Below are 17,968 nucleotides of genomic sequence, written 5' to 3'. Positions count from 1 at the left end.
TTATTTCACTCTAGTTTATCGTGAGTTAGGTAACGCAAAAGAAGAATAAAACTGGGCATTTTAAAGAGGGAAACATCATGAAATTTTTGAAAAAAATTGCGATTGGTTGCTTTTCGGCAACGGTTTTAATGTCTGGCAGCGTGCATGCAGAAGCAATTAGCTCAGATTCCGTAATGCAAACTCAAGCCGCTCACTACAATAAGCAGCAGCTTATTGACATGGTTAACCGAGCAGACGTGCAAAGTAAACTAGTTAGCTTAGGTGTAGATAGCAATCAAGCGATCGCCAGAATCAACGGCATGACTGACAGTGAGATCGCGCAACTAAATGATGAAATCAACCAAGCGCCAGCAGGTGGTGTTGTGGGTGCGGTACTTACCGTACTTGCTATCGTCGCAATCCTGGATCTTATTGGTGTCACTGACGTTTACCCGTTTATTCGTCCAGTAAATAGCTAATTGAATGGAAAGTATTGTTAAAAAGGTCTGCGTGTTAGCAGGCCTTGCTTTTTTGTTCTTACTCTCTGGCTGTCAGTCCACACCTCAAGCTGACAAGCTAAGGCAAGAGGGACTTGCCTCTTTGCCGGAATCACACACTATTCAATCTGTACCATTTTTCCCCCAAGAACAGTTTTATTGCGGGCCAACTACACTGTCTGAAGTGTTTGGTTACTATGGTGAAAGTACCTCTCCAGAGGACATTGCGCCTAAGTTGTTCATTCCGAACAAAGAAGGAAGTCTGCAGCTCGAAATGATCAGCGCTACCCGACAATTTGGTTTCTTGCCATACACTGAGCGAGGAACATTATCGTCTATTATGTCGTTAGTTAAAGACGATATCCCAGTGATTGTTTTTCAAAATTTATCCATTCAATTAATACCCCAGTGGCACTACGCCGTTGTTATCGGGTTCGATAGTGATAAGGGAACGGTTACTTTACATACGGGCCTTACGCCTAATCACGAAATGTCGCTTGAACTTTTTGAACGAACGTGGGCGAGGGGAAATTACTGGTATTTGGCACCAGTTCCTCCTAATGTAACCTCGCCTGAGATGACACCGTTCACTTATGTAAGTGCGGCTTACGACATGCTTAAAGTGGGAGATAAATCGCGTTCATTGGCGTTTTTGGAAACCGCGTCGCATACATGGCCAACGTACTGGTTAAGTTACTTCTTGATTGCCAATTATTACTTAGAGCAAAACGACAACCAAGCAGTGGCTTGGTTTAAGAAAGGCTATGAAGTGGGGCAGAACCAACATGTTTATGTTCACAACTACGTATTAGCTTTGCGACAAAATAATCTGCAAACAGAAGCAAATGCTATTTTAAAGCAAGGGCTTGAGCGATTTCCTAACAATGAAGCACTTTTGAAATTGACTGATAAGTAATTTTAAATCTCGAGTGAGTTCGCATTTCCTACAATTTATCGGCTACTATTAATTTAGGAAGTAACCGTGAAGGTAGGCAATGTCGAAAAAACTAAGCTCATCAACAATCTCATATCAAAATGGAATAATCTTCAGTCGACTCCATGGCGCTTTCAATGAAAAAAGTGCCGAAGAATATAGTGAAAGTCTGTTTAAATTAGTCGTAGGACTTAATAAAAAGCCCTTTTCCCTTCTGGCGGACATCAGCCAAGTCGAGGGGGCGACTCCTGAGGCCTTCGACATACTCAAACGTATTATAAAACGCCTCCCTGAAATGGGGTTAATAGCGAAAGCTTATGTCTATCGAGGACCTGTTATACGCGGAATAATGTTTCAGAGGATCCCCGAACTCAAAAATATGGATTATCTGTTTTTTACGGATATTGAAGACGCTTCTTCATGGTTGTCTCGCGAACATGAACGCAAATTAACTCTTCTTTCTGATTAGTACTAAGCCAGAAATAAGCTAATCACACGCTCAACTGTCTCATTTCTCAAATTTGGTTGGTGCAGTTAACCACTAACTGTAAATAGGCGCTTTGCTAGAGCCCTATAAAACCAAGCCCTATGTTGTGAGAATCGCACGTTTTTTATGGCGTTAGTTTGATTGCTGTCAAGTTGGATGAGCATTGTGAGTAAATAACTGGTGTACCTTTTGCGTCTTCTTTGCCGTATTAGCGTATAGCTAATTAAAAAAGCAGCATATTTTTTACGCAGGAGCATCGTCAGCCGTGGATAGCACCCAACTTCTTGAAAATAAGCAGGTACTTGCAATAGCCGGATTAATCGGCGTTGTTATTGTGCTTTTCATCATTAAGCGCCTTATATTGGTGCGCTTAAAAGCCAAGGCGCGTTCTGAAAGCAGCAGCATGTCTGATATTTATCGCGTGCTAGTTCTATCGCTAAATGCCCCGCTGAATTTGCTTATTTGGGTTATCTTTCTGCTGTTAGTGAAAAGTATTGTTTCAGTGTTTCAGATAGAAGATGAAAGGGCTATTGAGGCGTTAACTATTGTTATTGAAGCAGGTCTTATAATTACCCTGTTTCTCTTTTTCGAGCGCTTTGTTACCTATTCTCTAAGTCGTTATCGCGACCAATCAACCATTGTAAAAAACACCAGCGCTATTGCTGGTGGTGCAGTAAGAGCAGTGTTTGCCGTACTCGCCATTTTAATCATTTTAAGCACAATGGGAGTATCGATAACGCCCATCGTTGCTTCATTAGGTATTACGTCACTTGCAGTAGCTCTAGCCCTTCAGCCCACGCTTGAAAACTTCTTTTCAGGCATTCAACTAGTGATGGATAAGCCCATTCGTATAGGCGATTTCATTGAACTGGATTCAGGGGAACAAGGGTTTGTCGAGAAAATAGGGTGGCGCTCTACGTGGGTAAGAATGCTGCCTAACAACATCGTTATTATGCCGAACAGCAAGCTCTCTAATTCCAAACTGATTAACTACTACTATCCTGAACGCGAACTTTCAGTACCCGTTGAAGTGGGCGTGCACTATAGCTCTGATTTAGAGCATGTTGAAAAGGTCTGTTTAGAGGTGGCCAATACTATTTTAGAGCAGCATGAGTTTGGTGTTGAAACCTATCAACCTTTTGTGTTGTTTCACACCTTCGACAATTCGAGTATTAACTTAACCGTAATGCTGAGAACCCGCGAATATTTTAACCGCTTCTTTATTAAAAGCGCCTTTATCAAAATGCTGAAAAAGCGATTTGATGAAGAGGGTATTGTAATACCGTTCCCAATTACTGCGCTTAATATGGAGCAAGAAGGCGCGGCTAATGTGTTGTCGACAGCACATGAGCAAGGAAGGCCGCAAGGCTGAGCAAAAGCAATGGTGTTAACGTTGCACTTTGTAAATTGCAGATTCGTATCGCGTTATGTCATCGGTGAGTGTCAATAACCGATAAGCATAAAAAAGCCACGTTCAAAAAACGTGGCTTTGATGCGTTTACGCCTTCTTACTGTTAGCGTATTAGAAAGTGTAACGCGCTGATACACCTAGTAGGTCTACTTCGTCAGCGATGACATAAGTTGCGCCGAGTGAAAACTGCGGCGTAAAGAAATAGTCTGCGCCAATTTCAAAAGCAGTATCATCTTCTTCAATGTCGATATAGCGAATCGCACCGCGAAGCTCAAACTGCTCTGTAAGCTTTGAGCGTATACCGGCAGTAATGCCATAGCCGTTATCGTCAGCTTCCGCAGAAGCGAAGCTTGAATCTAGGTCAACATCTACATACTCATACGTTAACTCACCAAAAAAGTCAGTTGTTGTAGTTAAACCATAGCGGTAACCAACCCCTGCAGAGATATAGTCAAGTTCACCGTCAACACCATATTCGTCTTCACTTAACTGACCATAACGACCTGTCAGGTATACATTTTCATTAAGTGATTTGAAGCCTTGAATTTGAAAACCTGTTGGCTCGAAGTCGCCTGCGTCTTCAATATCTGCTTGTACATATCCAGCTTTAACGAAGTCATATGAAGGCGAAGCTGCGAATGCATTTAAAGAAAGCGCGCCAAAGATACTGGCGAGAATAGTACGTTTCATTGTTTCTAATATCCTTTTAACAAAAAAACTTCCAACCACTTTTGGAAGCTTCAACATTATGGGGATGAGTTTTGAGAAACCAAATAGGTTAGTACAAGAAGTTTTCGTTTATTGGCTATAGCCCACGCGGTTTTTAACGCGTGATTGCAATTGCATTATCGAAAGAATGATTAACTAGTCCTTTTTCAATGTGAAGCAAATAGCGATACTGGCAATACTTAGCGCACAAGCCGCTACACTAAAAGACGCGGTAGGCTCTAGCGTTAACATCGTTACTGCGTAAGCGCCTATGGCAGCCCCGGTCAGATGAAAAAAGCCAGTGAGAGCAGCTAAAAAACCGGCAGATGTTTCAGAATAGCCCAGCATAATAGTTACGCTACAAGGCATAGCGATACCGATGAAGAAGAACGAGATATAGCAGTAAGCCAAAATACTGACTAACCCACTATCTATGTTTAAGAAGACGGTCAATGCAAAAAGCACGGAAAATACCGCTAAACAAAGACTAGATCCCCTGAATTTTTGCAAAGGCGACAAAGACTTCAGCCAAATATTAAATACGCTGCCTACAACGAAAGACAAGGTGGCTAGCAGTGAGTATACCGAGAACAGGGTTTTGGAAAGCCCAAACTGCTGCATTACCATAGAGGGCGCGATGGTTATGAAGCAAAACACAATGCCATACAGAAGCCCGCTGGCCATGCCTACCGAGACAAGCTTCACTATTGTGCTTTTTATAAGTACTAACGTGTGACTAAAAACATTGTCAGATACCGGCGGCGTAAAATGACTAAGAATGGTAGAGACTGAGAATAGCAAAAACAGGGCGATCAGCCCCATTACCACCACGAAATAAAAAATAGCGGAAATACCCAAAGACTCGCCAATTATTGTACCTACTAGAGGCGCTATTGCTGGGGCAACAGCAAAGGCAATATTGATAAGTGAAAGTGAAGTGTTAAGCTGCTTTTCGCTAAATATTTGACGTGACAACCCTCGCGATACTGATACGCCAACGCCACCACCCAAGCCTTGCACCACACGACCTATAAGAAAAGTAGACTCTTCACTGGCAAGCGCCACCATAAGTGTACCTGCAATAAATACTATGATTCCGTAGAACAAAAATTTTTTCTTGTTTATGTAGTCGCACACTATGCCAGACACTAACTGTGAAAGTGAGAAGGCGACTAAAAACACAGCTACGCTTTGCTCAATCACGCTCAATTGACTGTCATACATTGTCGCTAAGTCAAAAAAGAAGGGGCTATAAATGCTGGTAGAGACTTGGCCCAGAACAGACAAAATAGTGAAGGTAACCGTTAGCGAGTAAAACGCATGGCGCGACATGGTGTGCTTCATCTAATTAGAAACCGGTAAATGGGTGAACTGACAATAAATATAGGCTACAGATGAGGTATTACAGTTTAAATAAAGGCGCTTTTTCAAATTTAAGTAGTAGTGCACAACGGAGAGCCTAGAGAAGGGGCGGTGTTATCAGCAGGTGACGCTGAGAAAATGGTGGTCCTTTCCCTTCCTTAAGTTAACCTCATATTAGAACAGGGTCTAACGATACAAAATGGCGGAAGCGATAGGCCAACAAATAGCTTTTTGCAACCCGTTGTTGTATTTAATCGCAGAAATAATTAAACCCGGCCAAATAGGCCGGGTTTTCACTATTTATCGCTTATTTGTATTGTTTTTGTGGCAATGGTTGCGCTGCTTCGGCAGAGAATTTAGTCCCATTAAATGCTTCCACACCAAGTGTTTCAGCGTCCGAATACGTTGTATGCTGGTTAATCTCAACAACCTCAACATTGAAATCATCATCAACGATTAGATCGAATGCCACCCACATTCTAAAGCTATTTGACCCAGAATCTACATCGTCAGCAGGGTTAAACACATAGGTTCTGTCGTTCAGACGCAGTTCTACACGAGTCGGCGACGAGAAGATCGTACCTGAACCAGAATAATGATACACACTGTAACGATAACGGCCAGGTAATACGAAGCTTGGAATAGTGAGTACTTCCGGGCCGTAACTCGATGTATCATCAACATCTAGATTAATAGTTACATTGCCAATGGTTTCGTCCTTATTGGCGTAATACACTCGGAATCGGGTATCAGTTCCTTCCTGAGGTCCGGTCAAGTGAGTATCTAGGTCACGAGGATTAGCACCCCATGTAAGCTTTACAATGGCAGAACTTTCGCCAACTACAAGGCAATTATCTAACTCGCTGTCAACATCGCTGGTATTAACCACAACAGTATTCGTCTGACTTCCGGCACGAGCAAATACCAACAGCGAAGAATCTCTTCTCACTGGTAGGACAAAATCGCCTTCGTCATCAGTGTAAGCGCTACTGCGTCCAATGTAGCTGGTGCCTTCGGATAGTACCTGTATATTGGCGACTGGCAAACCTTCAGTATCAACTACACAACCGAACAGTTCGACAGTATTATATACCTGATCTGCGTTCCAGGTGGTGAAGTGACTTACTGTACCCACGTAGAACGAGGCACCGTCAATCGCTGTTAAGGTTGCCTCTCCTTCTTCTACCCATAATGCTGTCGATTCATCAAAATAGTACAGCGGGATTGTTTCCGGAGGATTTGTTACGCCGCTCGCCAGAGGAATTCTCACCGTCGCGGTTGTGCCATCAACTAAATCAAGGTCGTTTCCATCTTCGTCGGTTAGGGTTAACGAGAAAGCTCCAAAGCTTTCTATCGGCTCGATGTCGCCCGTTTCACTGTTAGACGTTGTATACAGACCCGGCATCGCCTCAACATACAACGAAGGATCGATCACAGTGATAGTCGCGGTGATGACGCCACTTGGAGCATTGCCGTCAGCAGTTTCCAGCGTCGACGCGGGGATCTCGACGATGTTGACTGTTGCTTCTGCGCTTTCGCCCATATTGATAGGATCACTCGCAGCAAAAGTTATTGAATAATCAATTGGCAGGAGGCTCAAATTCAGAACACGTTCGGTTTCTCCATTTGCAATATGACGCTCAACATCCACTACATAATCCGCACTGGACAGCCGAATATAAAAGATGTCTGTGGTATCGACGCCGATCATCTCGTACAGACCGTTTTCGTCTGTAGTTACCGAACCAAACTCGGTCTCACCGGTATTGCTTAGGCTATAGGCTGTAATCGTTACATCACTAGCTACTTCACCCGAAATAAAATTAGTAACAAGACCGCTTACTGAACCAATGCTGGAACAATTGACCGCGATATCAGCAATCTCGGCAGTTACAGTTACCTCAGTTGGTGTGACTTCACATTCGTATCCGGGAGTATCGCCAACAGCAAGCGTGATGGACTGCTCGTAGATAAAGTCTTCTGCTAAAGTAAACGGACCTGAACCACTTAGCGGTACGGTTATATCTCTGTCGCCACTAACAATAAGAGAAAAGTCAGCCGGCGCATCACCGGTAACCGTGCCACTTACGGTATACTCTATGGCCTCACAGGCAATCGCCACGTCGGTCACATCACCGGTTATCGTCAGCTCGGCTGGTGTCACTTCACATTCATATCCGGGAGTATCGCTAATAGCAAGTGTTATGGACTGCGCGTAGATAAAGTCTTCTGCTACAGTAAACACGCTTGTACCATCCAAGGATACGTTTATATCTCGGTCACCGCTAACGATAAGAGAAAATTCAGCAGGCGCATCACCTGTAAACGTACCACTTACGCTATACTCTATGTCATCACAGGTAATTGCCAGATCGGTCACATCACTGTTCAATATCAGTGATGTCTGGCTTAATTCACATTCCTGACCGGTAGGCTGTTGAGTGATTTCAAAAGTTACCTCTGTACCTGCCGAGTAATCGGCATCAAATGAAAATGTCGTCTCATCAGTAAAGGTATGACTTTCTGTTGAACCACTAGCAGTTCCGCTTACAGTAAGGTCACCACGTTTCAGATTGTCGATGGTGCCAGATACATTATAGGTTGTCGTGCCGCCAGGATTAGGATTAGGTTCTGGGTCAGGTGAGTCGCTGTCTGATCCACCACAAGCTGTGAGAGACAGAGCAGCAGTTAGTAAAGCAATGCCTTTTAATGAGGCACAGCTGGTCTGAGGGTACTTCATATAGTACTTCCTTTTTCTGAGTATAAATCCGTTTATTGACAAAACTATAAGCAATGCTTTGTCGACTGTCAAACTACTCGCTAATGCCTAAGTGACCAGTTGGTGTTTTCAAAAGGGTAAGATGAATTCTGACACACGTTTATGGGGTAGAGCCTGACGATTCAAGGGGACTAGCTATGAAGGAAAAATGGTGGCCCCACCCTTCCTAGAATTATGCCCATTTAGGCATTTTTAACGGTGTGAGGGCCACTCGAACCCCCGTTTTATCAGTCTTTATTCCACTCTGTTCCACCTCAATTTAAATAATCGAAGTGGAACAAAGGTGGAACATGCCAGAAATAATTAAGAACCTAACCGATAAGTTTTTATGTGATATCAAGCCGAAGTCATCGAGCCAAATTTTTCGCGATAAGCACAGAACCTATTTGAAATTTGTTGTGCGGCCCAGCGGCGCTAAGAGTTTTTACTACAGAGCAAAAAAAAAATGGGAAAGACCTAAAGCGGAAGATAGGTGATGCTTCGACCATGAGTTTAGCAACAGCAAGGTTAATTGCAGATAGTCAGCATTCCGGATTCAAAAACGAGAGCCAAAAAGGGGGGCAGTACCGACCAGTCTTTAAAGTCTTACTGTTAACTGTATGTTTGAGTTGTATCGAGAGAATGAACTTAAACATAGAAGAACACAGTTGCTGGCAGAAAACATGCTCTTGAAGTTGCGTATAATCTTCATGTCAAAGCCAGTCTCGGCCATCTTGTTGTTGCACAGCTGGATAGAAAAGAAGTTCGTTCTTCCGAGAACTCGAAGATAAGGGATATTGCGCTCACAACAAAGCGGTATCAGTGTTAAAAGCAGCGTGTAATTATGTCATCGATTTTGAAGATACAGGATTAATACTTAATCCATTTGAGCGCATTAAAAAGATGCCAAGTGTAACGAGAACCCGATACCTTACTCATCAAGAGGCTGGACAGTTGATGAAAGCATTAGAACATGCCTCAAATCAAGACGTAGCTGATATATATCGTATGGCACTTTTCACTGGTGCTAGGCTGACAAATGTGAAGACTATGGAATGGCAAGATATCAACTTAAGTAACGCTGTTTGGTTAATACCTGCGACTCGGACAAAAAACAATCAGATTTACGAAATTCCGCTTCACCCGCTGGCAGTTTCTCTTCTTAGAAAAAGTCAAAGAAATTGTCTAGGTAACCATTTTGTATTTCCATTCAAGCAGAAATCAAAATACGGCTACATAACAGGAGGCGACTCGGTGTGGAAGGCGGCGATTAAACGAGCAGGCCTGTATCATGATAACCCTAATATTCGCCCCAGACCACACGACCTCCGAAGAACATTTGCAACATGGCAGATTCAGTCGGGCGCAGATGTTAGTGTGGTTTCGAAGGCTCTTTGCCATACATCGTTAAAACATACAATGGTTTATGCATATGCCAATATCGATCAAATTAGAAACTCAGTTGTCGGAGCGTTTGACAATTTCAATGTAAATTAAAATAGCTGCTAGTGCCCTAAAGTAACGTTAGAAAATAGCGCGTTTTCGTGTTCAATCTTGTCAGCTTTGGGCACTAGACACCTTATGTAAAAATCTGTAATCTTCGTCGAAAATAATAAAGTGCGTATAAAAAAACTAGATTTTTTATCAGCGCTAACAAGAACAAGGAAGTAGTATGAGCAATGAAGCTTTGAAAACGCATCTAGCAAAACTGGAAGACTTGCGAATATCAGCAAAGTCTAGGGATGATATAGCTAGTGTTGTGGAAGAAATAAAAGAATATTCCAAATCAGGTTCCTATACCTTTCAACAACCGTTTGTTATCTATCTATTATTTATCTCCTTTTTCCTTACCCTAATTATTTATGCAAATTCATCCTCTGATGAAGGGCTTATGCTAGCAGGTGCTTCATTTATAGTATTCATAGGTAGTGTTTTTGCGTTTTTCTCGAAGAAAAAGCAAGTAAAAAACGTAGGAAGAAACCTAGGGCATACGGCTTTAGCTTTAGCGAATAATTTAGTTCCTAATGAAGCTTTTAACGGGCGAGAATTATGGAAAGATTTAAAAAGACAATTCCGCGTGTTTAGAGCTGGCGACGAAAGTCAGGAGATTACAGCCTTGTACGACGGGAAGACAGAAGACGGAGCATTCTTCCAATTGTTTGAATTCAAGTACGTAGATGTCACAGAGGAAGAGGACGAAGACTCAGACGGAAACAAAACAACTACCGAAAAAAGAACTACGCATTATGAATATGGTGTCCTTATCCATATGCCATCTTTGCCTTTGATGACTATTAATACGAGAGGTCAGTTCAAAGAAAAATGGGATTCGGCGAGCAAAGAATTCAACAAAAAATTCAAGATAAGGTGCTCCAATCCTGTAGAAACAGCAAAGTTTTTCAATCCTGCTTGTGTACTTAAATTTGAAGAGTCATTTAAGAATATACGTTACCTAGATATGACTCCCTCTTCATATGTTTGTATATCTGCTAAAAGGGATATATTCCCGAAAAGCTTTGGTGTACCTCATATCAAGAAAACTGATGAGTACATATCGTATTTGTCAGTCCCTCCAAAAATAGAAGCCCTTAGAGTATTAAGAGACTTTGTTGATTATTCGAACTCAAGAAGCGTTATGAAAAAGGAAGCGGTTTAATGGATAATATAGCCCCATACGTAATAATCGCGATAGTTGTCATCTCAATTATCGTAATGTACAACACAATTATAGGAAGAATGAATCGGGCGAAGCGAGCATGGTCGGATGTAATAACCTATGAAAAACTAAAAAGTGAGTTGATACCAAAATTAGTAAGCCTTACTGAAGAATTTAAAGTTTTCGAATCAGACTTCATAGAGCAGGTTACAGCTATGCGCTCGGCAATATCATCAATCTCTAAGGATGATATTGATATCGAAAAATTGAACGAAATTGAAGCGCGATCTAACCAAGTCTTTAGTACATTTAAAGCTACAGCGGAAAGTTATCCAGAACTTGGTTCAACTCAAGTAGTAAGAGATTTACTTAGTCAAATAGCAGACAAGAGTGAAAATGTTGCAGCTGCAATAACAATTTATAACCGAAGCGTTGAACAGTTTAATAATTCTGTTGAAATGTTTCCAATTAACATTGTTAACGGTCTATTAGCTAAGAAAGACAAACTTAATACCTTCACGCAATCTGGAGTGACAGATGAGTACGACTATAAACCGAACTTTTCATAAAAGGATTACTCGTGAAATTATAAAGATACTTATCACTATTAAGTTTAGCGCTAGGGTTTAGTTCTATTGCAAAAGAAACTGACTATGCTTGTAGTTTTTAGAGATGAAAGGAACCCTTGTTTCAAAAACTGACTTTGAAAATAAGAATGTTGGTTCAATCACAATAAAATACCTAAATGGCAGTGAATATTTTACCCACGATTGGACAACGCATATTGGTAACGACAAAAAAAGGATAGCGGTTGAAAACGTTTCCAACGCAGTAATGGTGGTTGTTGCCGGTATGTATAAAACGAGGTTTGAGTACGATTCTGGCAAAGACAGCGGTTATTTCTGGGTAAATCAAAGTAACAAACAAGATGCGTAAAAGCTTAACTGTATAATACGACGAGCTTAACTTATCGTGTTTAGGATAATTGCTCATGGGTACTATCTCAACCAGAAGTGAGAGTTACTCTTTAAGTTGGTGTGTCGGGAACATATAGAAGCGCTTTTTGATTACAGCGATATTACCATTCCAGCTACTTGTATTCGCTGTGATGTACCTGCAAATGAGCTTGCTAGTTTTACGGAACCAGAGCTTGGGGTTGCCAATTTTACTGCTGTTCGCTATCCACATCACAACCAGCTTGTGGAGATGAAATGTATGCTTACTGATATTTACTTCCCGAGTAAAGATAATGCGGCATAGTGCTAAAACAAAAGTACTGCAACGAATTGCAGCACTTGAAAATCAGCAGCATAAGGACTTGAACAAGCCTTATGCTCTTTTTCCTGTTAGGAAGTCACTTGAAGATTGGGAACTACTTGCTGCACCTATGCAAGCTCACCTGAAAGCGAATGTTAAGACTGGTGCGCCAGTTTGTTATTGACTTTCAGATCTTGATTTTCTGTAAGGGGACTGGGATTTTTCCTCAAATTTTGAAGTATCAAATTTGTCCGAGACTTTTTGTAATAGCTGGTTCATATTTCCTGGCATTTCGTATGTTATGCCCGAAAGTCGATGGTAATTGGCGTCTTCTGGGAAATGAACTTTTTCTATTAGTAATTCTTTGTCTAAGTCAGACCGTAGACATGCGTGAGCGGCTACTGGAAACTCACTAAGAAATTTGCTGAATTGATAAGTTAAGTCATCCGTTAACTTTATAACGTATTCTGTTAATTGAGCGCATTTCATTAAAAGGTGGAAAGGAACAGGGCTATCATTTTTAACCTCAAGAAACTCTACAAATTTCTCTGACTCAAAAATCATTACCTCTATTTGTCCCCGCATCACGTTTCTCTTCTCCCATACAGCCAAAAGATGATTGTAATTAAAGAAAAGGGCGTGAACTTGGCTAATTTGTCTCCATTTTGATTCATCTTCACCATCGTTCTTTGGCAACAAAAAAGTCAAAGAGTCTATGAAATGCAAATCTACTGGCTGCGCTTGCATCGCAATAATCTCTGGTAAGTCCATTATTCTTTGAGGGTAATCTTTCGAAAGTGAACCTCTGTAGTTATCTTTGATCGACAATAGCTTTGTAAAACAAGATTCGGCTAACAGTACAGTGTGATTAATTGCCCCTATCTTTCTATTTTCGCGGTCGATGTTTTGAGTTAGCTTGAACTGCCGATCCTGTTGCTTTTTTGCAAATTTATGGGTGAAGAACACTGTAATAAAAGCGATCAGTATGGTGATTAGTAAAGGTAATATCTTGTCAAAAAATATACTCTTTTCCGCAGCTTTACGAATTACCTCTATAAGATCTATCAACAAGGCCAATTGTAATTGAGAGTCAAGTTTATCGGGAGTTAAATCCATTTCTTATCCGAATATGATACGTAAATGTAAGTAACTAAAGTACCACCAGACACGACAGTAAAAAACCTAAATATAAATGATGGTTCAAGGGAATAACTATGGAGGGAAATGGTGGCCCCACCCTGACTTGAACAGGGGACCTGCCGATTATGAGTCGGATGCTCTAACCAACTGAGCTATGGGGCCATTTTGAGATGTGCTGTGTAATTCTGTCTGCAAATTGTTTTGCATAACAACCACAAGCGAGCGCAAGTATAAGCAGTTTTATTTACCTTGTCACGCCTAGCTGATGGCTTTGTGAATTGTTTGCTTTATTTTTGTTCATTTTGCTCCTGTTTTGCTTGTTTTATGAATAGCGTTAGCAAACATTATTCGAAATCCAATACTTCCCACCCCCCCTAATTACTAGAAGAAAGTACTAGAAAAAAGCGCTAGAAGAAAGCGCTAGAAAAAAGCATTACTGAAAAGTACTGGAAGAAAAGCTAATACTTTCTTTGCCCAATAACGCTTATTTACTCTTTTTGTATGTTAGTCCGCCTTGACTCACGAACGCTAAAAGCAGCACTATTGCGTTTAATAGTAGTGCGCTCATTTTATCGATTATGTGGTGAGTGAAAGTGCAGCGGTTTCTGGCTGCAAAATATTTGAAGGAATTATTGAAGTAAATGAAAATACCTTTTCGCATGAAAGCTATATATACGTTGCTTTTCTCTACATTGCTTACGTTAGTAGGATGCGACGTGATTAATCTTAAAGGACGCGAAGCGGGAGAAATACCCTTTAAACTTGTGGGTGTAGACACAGGCGCGTGCCCAATGATTATGAGCATTGGCCCGCAGCGTTGGAATATCGATTATTTCGGATTCTATCTTAGCAAACCCGAAGTGCGCATAGATGGAAAATGGCAACGGGTGAAGTTCAAGCAAACTCAATGGCAAACGCCAAATGAAGCACTGTTGAAATTTCACAATAAGTGTAGCAACCCAGACGACGCTAACAGCAAAATAGTGTTAGATGTGTCAGAGGAACTCTTAAAGTTAGCAACTAACCTCCGTTTTACTATGGGGTTACCTTTTGATGTTAACCATGCTGACCCGCTTACTCAACAAACGCCTTTGAATGATAAGACGATGTTTTCAAGTCGTCAAAATGGGCACCAGTTTTTAAGGCTGGATGTTTCAAAAAGTGGTAAAGAAACCCGTAAATGGTCTTATCATTTGGGAAGCGTAGGGTGTTCATCTGAGTCAGCGTCTGCGCCACCTGCAAAGTCATGTGCATTCACTAATCGCGTTGAATTTATTTTGCCAATGAATCAGTTAGATACTGACTTAGACTTAGAGGTTTCTGTTTCTAACATAGTGGCACAAGTTGATATAAACGAAGCTGAAAGCTGTGTTTTTAAGTCTCCAGAAACTAAGCCCTGTGAGAAGCTTATCCATAATCTCGTTTATAGACCGTGGATAAAATGGCAGTAAAATTGAAATAAACATAATTAAACACTAAAAATTAGCGATTTATTGCTCACATTTCGCAATTTATGTTTATACTCTGCACACATATATCAACCAAATGCTTATGTGCTGATTATTAACATCGTGATAGACTCGACGTTCACAATCTATGTTAATTATAAAAAAAGCAGGTAAGCGGTCGCGGAGATGAGAATGACTGAAAAACCCTTCATTACAAGTGGTCGAAACACCATCATTCATAAAATTAGAAAGTTAGATCTATTGGTTATCAATGGCGATGAAAACCCGCCTATCATTGTGACCTACAAAGGCATTAAGCAATACGAAGGTAAAGTACCTGAGAATAAGCGTGATGCAAAAATGATGGATATGGAATTAGTCGATGTAACGACTAGCGATGTTTTCGGCGACGAAAAAACTTTAGTATTCATTCAAACGCTAAACGGAAAAGAATATAAAATTGACTACTCGAAAATTGGTACGGGTATGTTTATTAAAATTCACCAAGACAGCATTTTCTAAAGGCAGAACTACCTTTTGCAGGTAAACGAGCTTTTAGCTATGTGGGGTTAGGCAATCTGACCCCAATTGTCTGGCACTAAAGAATTAAAGCCTGCGATAACTCGGCCTTCCCCTTTAAGCTGCACATAACGTTTTTTAAAGATATTGAACCGACAGATGTCAACTGGGGTTACCTCGGATGAGTTTACACCTGTAACCACACCCGCGGTCTTTAGCCCTTCAGAAATAAGCTCTGAACAAAACCAACTGCTAAAATCCTCGTTATTATAGCTAATACTACTAAATAGAGGGTGCTCGTCGAGTGCGTCTACAGCCGAACCGAATAGCTGAAGTATGTCGTAGGGTTTTCCTTCTTGCTCGCACATAAAGTCAAAGAACTTGCGTTTGTTTTGTTCGAAAATACTGCGCGATGCGTTTGATAAGGGCAGCCACCAAATATCGCCGTCGTACGATGCAACACGCTCGCTTAGCCGGTTTGTCATAACGCCCCGCTTGCCCTTGAACGACGTAGCTTCCATGACGTGATTGTAATATCGGCTTCTTTCCTGGTCGTGCGGCATGGTGTGTGTAGCTTTGGTATGCGTAGCTTTTGTATGTGTAGCTTTAGTGTGTGTAATTTTGGTTTGTGTAACTATGGCAACATGGGTAACGGCTGAGCGCGTAGTAAGTTTTGTCCATCGGGAAAACACGCTGTTTCCGCCAAACGCAATGATGTCGCCTGGCTGCATATGCTCTCTTATATGGTGATAGTGCTGCTGCTCTAACATTTCTCTTCCTTGAATTAATGCTATTGGCTTACGACATGCCTACTTTAAATTCTATTTTTATAATATCTTAGCGCGTCTTAACTATAGCTAGCAATTTTAAAATTTTTAGGTTGTTTCAAAATATGTTTTAAGCACGACTAATAACAGTTTAGGCAGATAGTTAAACCTTATCTTTTGTGCGCTTATCGCTACAACTCAGGTAACCGTATTTTAACGCTTCTGTAGCGTAAACATCATAAAACTTAACTAGGTTATGGGTGCGGCGACAAGTAGAGGTCGTCACCGCGTTGCCTAATACTATCAGAGGAAATTGTTATGTTTACGTTACGCCGTGTTACCCAAATCGCTTTACTAGGAACCACACTTTCTTTAACTGCTACTGCTGCTAATGCTGGCTCTTACCCAGCTGAGATAGAAGATAAGCTAATTGCTGTATGTGAAGCCGTAAAGAGCGATAGCCGCTTTAAACTACATCGCGCGGTAAAAGCAACAGGCTTAAATATGAGAGACCTGCACGAAGGTTTGGTTTGTAATGGCCAAGATATGTTGACCTTTGCGGCTACTCATAACGCTTCTAAGAATGCTCAGCATATCGCGCGCCGAGTAAATGCAAACCCAAGCGTATTGACCGCTAAACGCTAATTTGAGTTTTTTGCCCTGGACTTAGGGCTATGTGATGCATAGCCCCTTTTTTCCATCTTTCTTCAGCTAGTTCTTTAAAAAGCTGCGGTATAAAGCCTAAAAAGTCATAGCATCAATTAAATTGCAAGGGAGCGCAGATGATCTCATTAGTATTCTTACAATCTGCATCTAAGCAAGCCGCTCTTTGCAAAATCTTGAAGCAACTAAATCTGTTTAGCCATGTTTTTGGAGCTGAGTCGGTGGGTCACTGTTTAGCTTTGGCTGAAAAGTACCCTCAATCAATCGGTTTCTATTCGGTTTCAAAGTCATGCCGTAATCTTGCTTCAAAGTATTGGTTGGCGGTGGGCGACAAGGATGAAGAGGCACTTCTGGCGTTCTCGTACAACGCATCTGGTTTTATTACAGCGCCTTTTGAAGAGGACCAGCTAATACGTGCTATCGGATACGTTAAAAGCAAATTTGACTGTTTCGAACGTGATTTTCAATTTAACACAATGGTAAAAGGGCTGTGCAAACAGTACGGGGTATCTAAGCCCGCGTTGTTAGCGACATTACGCCAGCAGTTAAGCAAGAGTATCAAACCTAATGTGGTCGGTATTAGAACTGAGAATGGGTGGTGTTGCTTAAATCCCGCTGATATTAAATGGATAGAAGCGGCAGGAGACTACATGTGTGTACAAACACTGTCTGAATGTTATGTAGTTCGCACAACTTTGTGTGAATTACTGAAGCGTCTTGGCGAGCAGTACTTTAAGCGCTGTAATCGCTCAGTAGCAGTAAATGCCAAGCACGTCGCGCATTTAGATCAAAGGCTAAATCAGCAAAGAGTGGTTATGCAAGATGGCGAGATCTTTAAAATAACCCACAAGTACTACTATCAGTTTTGGCATGTCGAGGGCCAAGAAAATCAAGAAAGAACATAAGGCCCATAAGACCATAGTCCCGCTGGTGGTAGAACTCGCTAATCGTTACACTTAGTACTTTATACTTGAAAGCAAGGACAGAAAGTGCGAAATGTTAGTAACGCAGTAGTGGGGGCCATAGTGGTTTTCGCTGCGTATTATGCTGGGCTTTTCGCCGTTACCATGTTGGCGTTACCTATTCCAGGGCCGTTGGTTGGGCTTTGTCTGCTACTTGTTGTGCTCTTCACTTTTCCAAAACTGGAAGTACCTACAGCTAGGGTTGTCACCTTTCCCTTAAAACATATGTCATTGTTTTTCGTCCCAGCAGTACTAGGTGTGTCTATTTACTGGGACGATATTCAAGCCAATGCGCTGGCAATCTCCATTGCCATTATCCTTACTACCTCATTAAGCTTAGGTGTCACCGCTTGGTTTGCACAGAAGTTATTTTGTAGCAAATTGAATAAACCTTCCAGCGCTTCACAAAAGGAATAGGAG

Annotated in this window: 19 protein-coding genes and 1 tRNA gene; 14 read left to right on the top strand and 6 right to left on the bottom strand. The window is 41.4% G+C overall.

What is annotated here, in order from left to right:
• The first annotated feature begins 77 nt into the window (after positions 1-77).
• The 4 genes from ACXACS_RS17490 (at position 78) to ACXACS_RS17475 (ending at position 3,269) form a co-directional block, all read left to right on the top strand.
• Positions 78-458, top strand: coding sequence for a PA2779 family protein (locus ACXACS_RS17490; RefSeq protein ID WP_474808478.1), 381 nt, complete (start codon positions 78-80; stop codon positions 456-458).
• Between the two features lie 4 nt (positions 459-462).
• Positions 463-1,392 (top strand): PA2778 family cysteine peptidase, encoded by a 930-nt coding sequence (locus ACXACS_RS17485; RefSeq protein ID WP_474808476.1) that lies wholly within the window; start codon positions 463-465, stop codon positions 1,390-1,392.
• 79 nt (positions 1,393-1,471) lie between these two features.
• The gene (locus ACXACS_RS17480) at positions 1,472-1,879 is read left to right on the top strand and encodes a hypothetical protein (RefSeq protein ID WP_474808475.1); all 408 of its coding nucleotides are present in this window, start codon (positions 1,472-1,474) and stop codon (positions 1,877-1,879) included.
• A 283-nt stretch (positions 1,880-2,162) separates the two neighbouring features.
• Positions 2,163-3,269 (top strand): mechanosensitive ion channel family protein, encoded by a 1,107-nt coding sequence (locus ACXACS_RS17475; RefSeq protein WP_474808473.1) that lies wholly within the window; start codon positions 2,163-2,165, stop codon positions 3,267-3,269.
• 150 nt (positions 3,270-3,419) lie between these two features.
• Here ACXACS_RS17475 and ACXACS_RS17470 read toward each other — a convergent pair whose 3' ends face one another.
• From ACXACS_RS17470 to ACXACS_RS17460, 3 genes are all read right to left on the bottom strand, one after another.
• A complete protein-coding gene (locus ACXACS_RS17470) occupies positions 3,420-3,998 on the bottom strand; it encodes an outer membrane beta-barrel protein (protein ID WP_474808471.1) in 579 nt (192 codons plus the stop codon).
• A gap of 174 nt (positions 3,999-4,172) precedes the next feature.
• Complete coding sequence (locus tag ACXACS_RS17465) at positions 4,173-5,360, bottom strand: MFS transporter (RefSeq protein WP_474808469.1); 1,188 nt, start codon at positions 5,358-5,360, stop codon at positions 4,173-4,175.
• Positions 5,361-5,685: 325 nt separating this feature from the next.
• Positions 5,686-8,118, bottom strand: a complete 2,433-nt coding sequence (locus tag ACXACS_RS17460) for a YfaP family protein (RefSeq protein WP_474808467.1) — start codon at positions 8,116-8,118, stop codon at positions 5,686-5,688.
• Positions 8,119-8,958: 840 nt separating this feature from the next.
• Here ACXACS_RS17460 and ACXACS_RS17455 point away from each other — a divergent pair.
• The 5 genes from ACXACS_RS17455 to ACXACS_RS17435 all read left to right on the top strand — a co-directional run bounded on the left by ACXACS_RS17455 (position 8,959) and on the right by ACXACS_RS17435 (position 12,233).
• A complete protein-coding gene (locus ACXACS_RS17455) occupies positions 8,959-9,633 on the top strand; it encodes a site-specific integrase (RefSeq protein ID WP_474808465.1) in 675 nt (224 codons plus the stop codon).
• 175 nt (positions 9,634-9,808) lie between these two features.
• A complete protein-coding gene (locus ACXACS_RS17450; protein WP_474808463.1) occupies positions 9,809-10,792 on the top strand; it encodes a hypothetical protein in 984 nt (327 codons plus the stop codon).
• Positions 10,792-11,361, top strand: a complete 570-nt coding sequence (locus ACXACS_RS17445) for a LemA family protein (protein ID WP_474808461.1) — start codon at positions 10,792-10,794, stop codon at positions 11,359-11,361. The genes ACXACS_RS17450 and ACXACS_RS17445 overlap by 1 nt, the downstream gene beginning before the upstream one ends.
• Before the next feature lie 103 nt (positions 11,362-11,464).
• Complete coding sequence (locus ACXACS_RS17440; RefSeq protein ID WP_474808459.1) at positions 11,465-11,728, top strand: hypothetical protein; 264 nt, start codon at positions 11,465-11,467, stop codon at positions 11,726-11,728.
• Between the two features lie 313 nt (positions 11,729-12,041).
• Entirely contained in the window at positions 12,042-12,233 is a 192-nt protein-coding gene (locus ACXACS_RS17435; protein WP_474808457.1) for a hypothetical protein, read from the top strand.
• Here the strand turns inward: ACXACS_RS17435 and ACXACS_RS17430 are convergent.
• Positions 12,227-13,165, bottom strand: a complete 939-nt coding sequence (locus tag ACXACS_RS17430) for a hypothetical protein (protein WP_474808455.1) — start codon at positions 13,163-13,165, stop codon at positions 12,227-12,229. The two genes, ACXACS_RS17435 and ACXACS_RS17430, sit on opposite strands and share 7 nt — an antisense overlap.
• 109 nt (positions 13,166-13,274) lie before the next feature.
• Positions 13,275-13,351: transfer RNA gene (locus tag ACXACS_RS17425), tRNA-Ile, on the bottom strand.
• A 479-nt stretch (positions 13,352-13,830) separates the two neighbouring features.
• On the opposite strand from ACXACS_RS17425, the gene ACXACS_RS17420 reads away from it, so the two are divergent.
• Together ACXACS_RS17420 and ACXACS_RS17415 are read left to right on the top strand one after the other, a co-directional pair.
• Positions 13,831-14,640 (top strand): MbnP family protein, encoded by an 810-nt coding sequence (locus ACXACS_RS17420; RefSeq protein ID WP_474808453.1) that lies wholly within the window; start codon positions 13,831-13,833, stop codon positions 14,638-14,640.
• Between the two features lie 189 nt (positions 14,641-14,829).
• Positions 14,830-15,159: a hypothetical protein gene (locus tag ACXACS_RS17415; RefSeq protein WP_474808451.1), complete on the top strand. Its 330-nt coding sequence runs from the start codon at positions 14,830-14,832 to the stop codon at positions 15,157-15,159.
• A gap of 47 nt (positions 15,160-15,206) precedes the next feature.
• On the opposite strand, the gene ACXACS_RS17410 is transcribed toward ACXACS_RS17415, so the two are convergent.
• Positions 15,207-15,926 (bottom strand): hypothetical protein, encoded by a 720-nt coding sequence (locus ACXACS_RS17410; RefSeq protein WP_474808449.1) that lies wholly within the window; start codon positions 15,924-15,926, stop codon positions 15,207-15,209.
• A 315-nt stretch (positions 15,927-16,241) separates the two neighbouring features.
• Here ACXACS_RS17410 and ACXACS_RS17405 point away from each other — a divergent pair, with 315 nt between their 5' ends.
• The 3 genes from ACXACS_RS17405 to ACXACS_RS17395 all read left to right on the top strand — a co-directional run bounded on the left by ACXACS_RS17405 (position 16,242) and on the right by ACXACS_RS17395 (position 17,965).
• Positions 16,242-16,568, top strand: a complete 327-nt coding sequence (locus tag ACXACS_RS17405; protein ID WP_474808448.1) for a DUF3718 domain-containing protein — start codon at positions 16,242-16,244, stop codon at positions 16,566-16,568.
• A gap of 137 nt (positions 16,569-16,705) precedes the next feature.
• Positions 16,706-17,491, top strand: coding sequence for a LytR/AlgR family response regulator transcription factor (locus tag ACXACS_RS17400; protein ID WP_474808446.1), 786 nt, complete (start codon positions 16,706-16,708; stop codon positions 17,489-17,491).
• 84 nt (positions 17,492-17,575) lie between these two features.
• Positions 17,576-17,965, top strand: coding sequence for a CidA/LrgA family protein (locus tag ACXACS_RS17395; protein ID WP_474808444.1), 390 nt, complete (start codon positions 17,576-17,578; stop codon positions 17,963-17,965).
• The last annotated feature ends 3 nt before the right edge of the window (positions 17,966-17,968 follow it).

It is taken from the genome of Alteromonas sp. AWM4_230, from assembly GCF_056158305.1.
This window is presented reverse-complemented; position numbering and strand designations above follow the sequence as displayed.

What these genes read in the sequence shown, in the direction of transcription:
- ACXACS_RS17490 (WP_474808478.1), top strand. Translation starts at nt 78, where the DNA reads ATGAAATTTTTGAAAAAAATTGCGATTGGTTGCTTTTCGGCAACGGTT.
- ACXACS_RS17485 (WP_474808476.1), top strand. Translation starts at nt 463, where the DNA reads ATGGAAAGTATTGTTAAAAAGGTCTGCGTGTTAGCAGGCCTTGCTTTT.
- ACXACS_RS17480 (WP_474808475.1), top strand. Translation starts at nt 1,472, where the DNA reads ATGTCGAAAAAACTAAGCTCATCAACAATCTCATATCAAAATGGAATA.
- ACXACS_RS17470 (WP_474808471.1), bottom strand. Translation starts at nt 3,998, where the DNA reads ATGAAACGTACTATTCTCGCCAGTATCTTTGGCGCGCTTTCTTTAAAT.
- ACXACS_RS17465 (WP_474808469.1), bottom strand. Translation starts at nt 5,360, where the DNA reads ATGAAGCACACCATGTCGCGCCATGCGTTTTACTCGCTAACGGTTACC.
- ACXACS_RS17460 (WP_474808467.1), bottom strand. Translation starts at nt 8,118, where the DNA reads ATGAAGTACCCTCAGACCAGCTGTGCCTCATTAAAAGGCATTGCTTTA.
- ACXACS_RS17450 (WP_474808463.1), top strand. Translation starts at nt 9,809, where the DNA reads ATGAGCAATGAAGCTTTGAAAACGCATCTAGCAAAACTGGAAGACTTG.
- ACXACS_RS17445 (WP_474808461.1), top strand. Translation starts at nt 10,792, where the DNA reads ATGGATAATATAGCCCCATACGTAATAATCGCGATAGTTGTCATCTCA.
- ACXACS_RS17440 (WP_474808459.1), top strand. Translation starts at nt 11,465, where the DNA reads ATGAAAGGAACCCTTGTTTCAAAAACTGACTTTGAAAATAAGAATGTT.
- ACXACS_RS17435 (WP_474808457.1), top strand. Translation starts at nt 12,042, where the DNA reads ATGCGGCATAGTGCTAAAACAAAAGTACTGCAACGAATTGCAGCACTT.
- ACXACS_RS17430 (WP_474808455.1), bottom strand. Translation starts at nt 13,165, where the DNA reads ATGGATTTAACTCCCGATAAACTTGACTCTCAATTACAATTGGCCTTG.
- ACXACS_RS17420 (WP_474808453.1), top strand. Translation starts at nt 13,831, where the DNA reads ATGAAAATACCTTTTCGCATGAAAGCTATATATACGTTGCTTTTCTCT.
- ACXACS_RS17415 (WP_474808451.1), top strand. Translation starts at nt 14,830, where the DNA reads ATGACTGAAAAACCCTTCATTACAAGTGGTCGAAACACCATCATTCAT.
- ACXACS_RS17410 (WP_474808449.1), bottom strand. Translation starts at nt 15,926, where the DNA reads ATGTTAGAGCAGCAGCACTATCACCATATAAGAGAGCATATGCAGCCA.
- ACXACS_RS17405 (WP_474808448.1), top strand. Translation starts at nt 16,242, where the DNA reads ATGTTTACGTTACGCCGTGTTACCCAAATCGCTTTACTAGGAACCACA.
- ACXACS_RS17400 (WP_474808446.1), top strand. Translation starts at nt 16,706, where the DNA reads ATGATCTCATTAGTATTCTTACAATCTGCATCTAAGCAAGCCGCTCTT.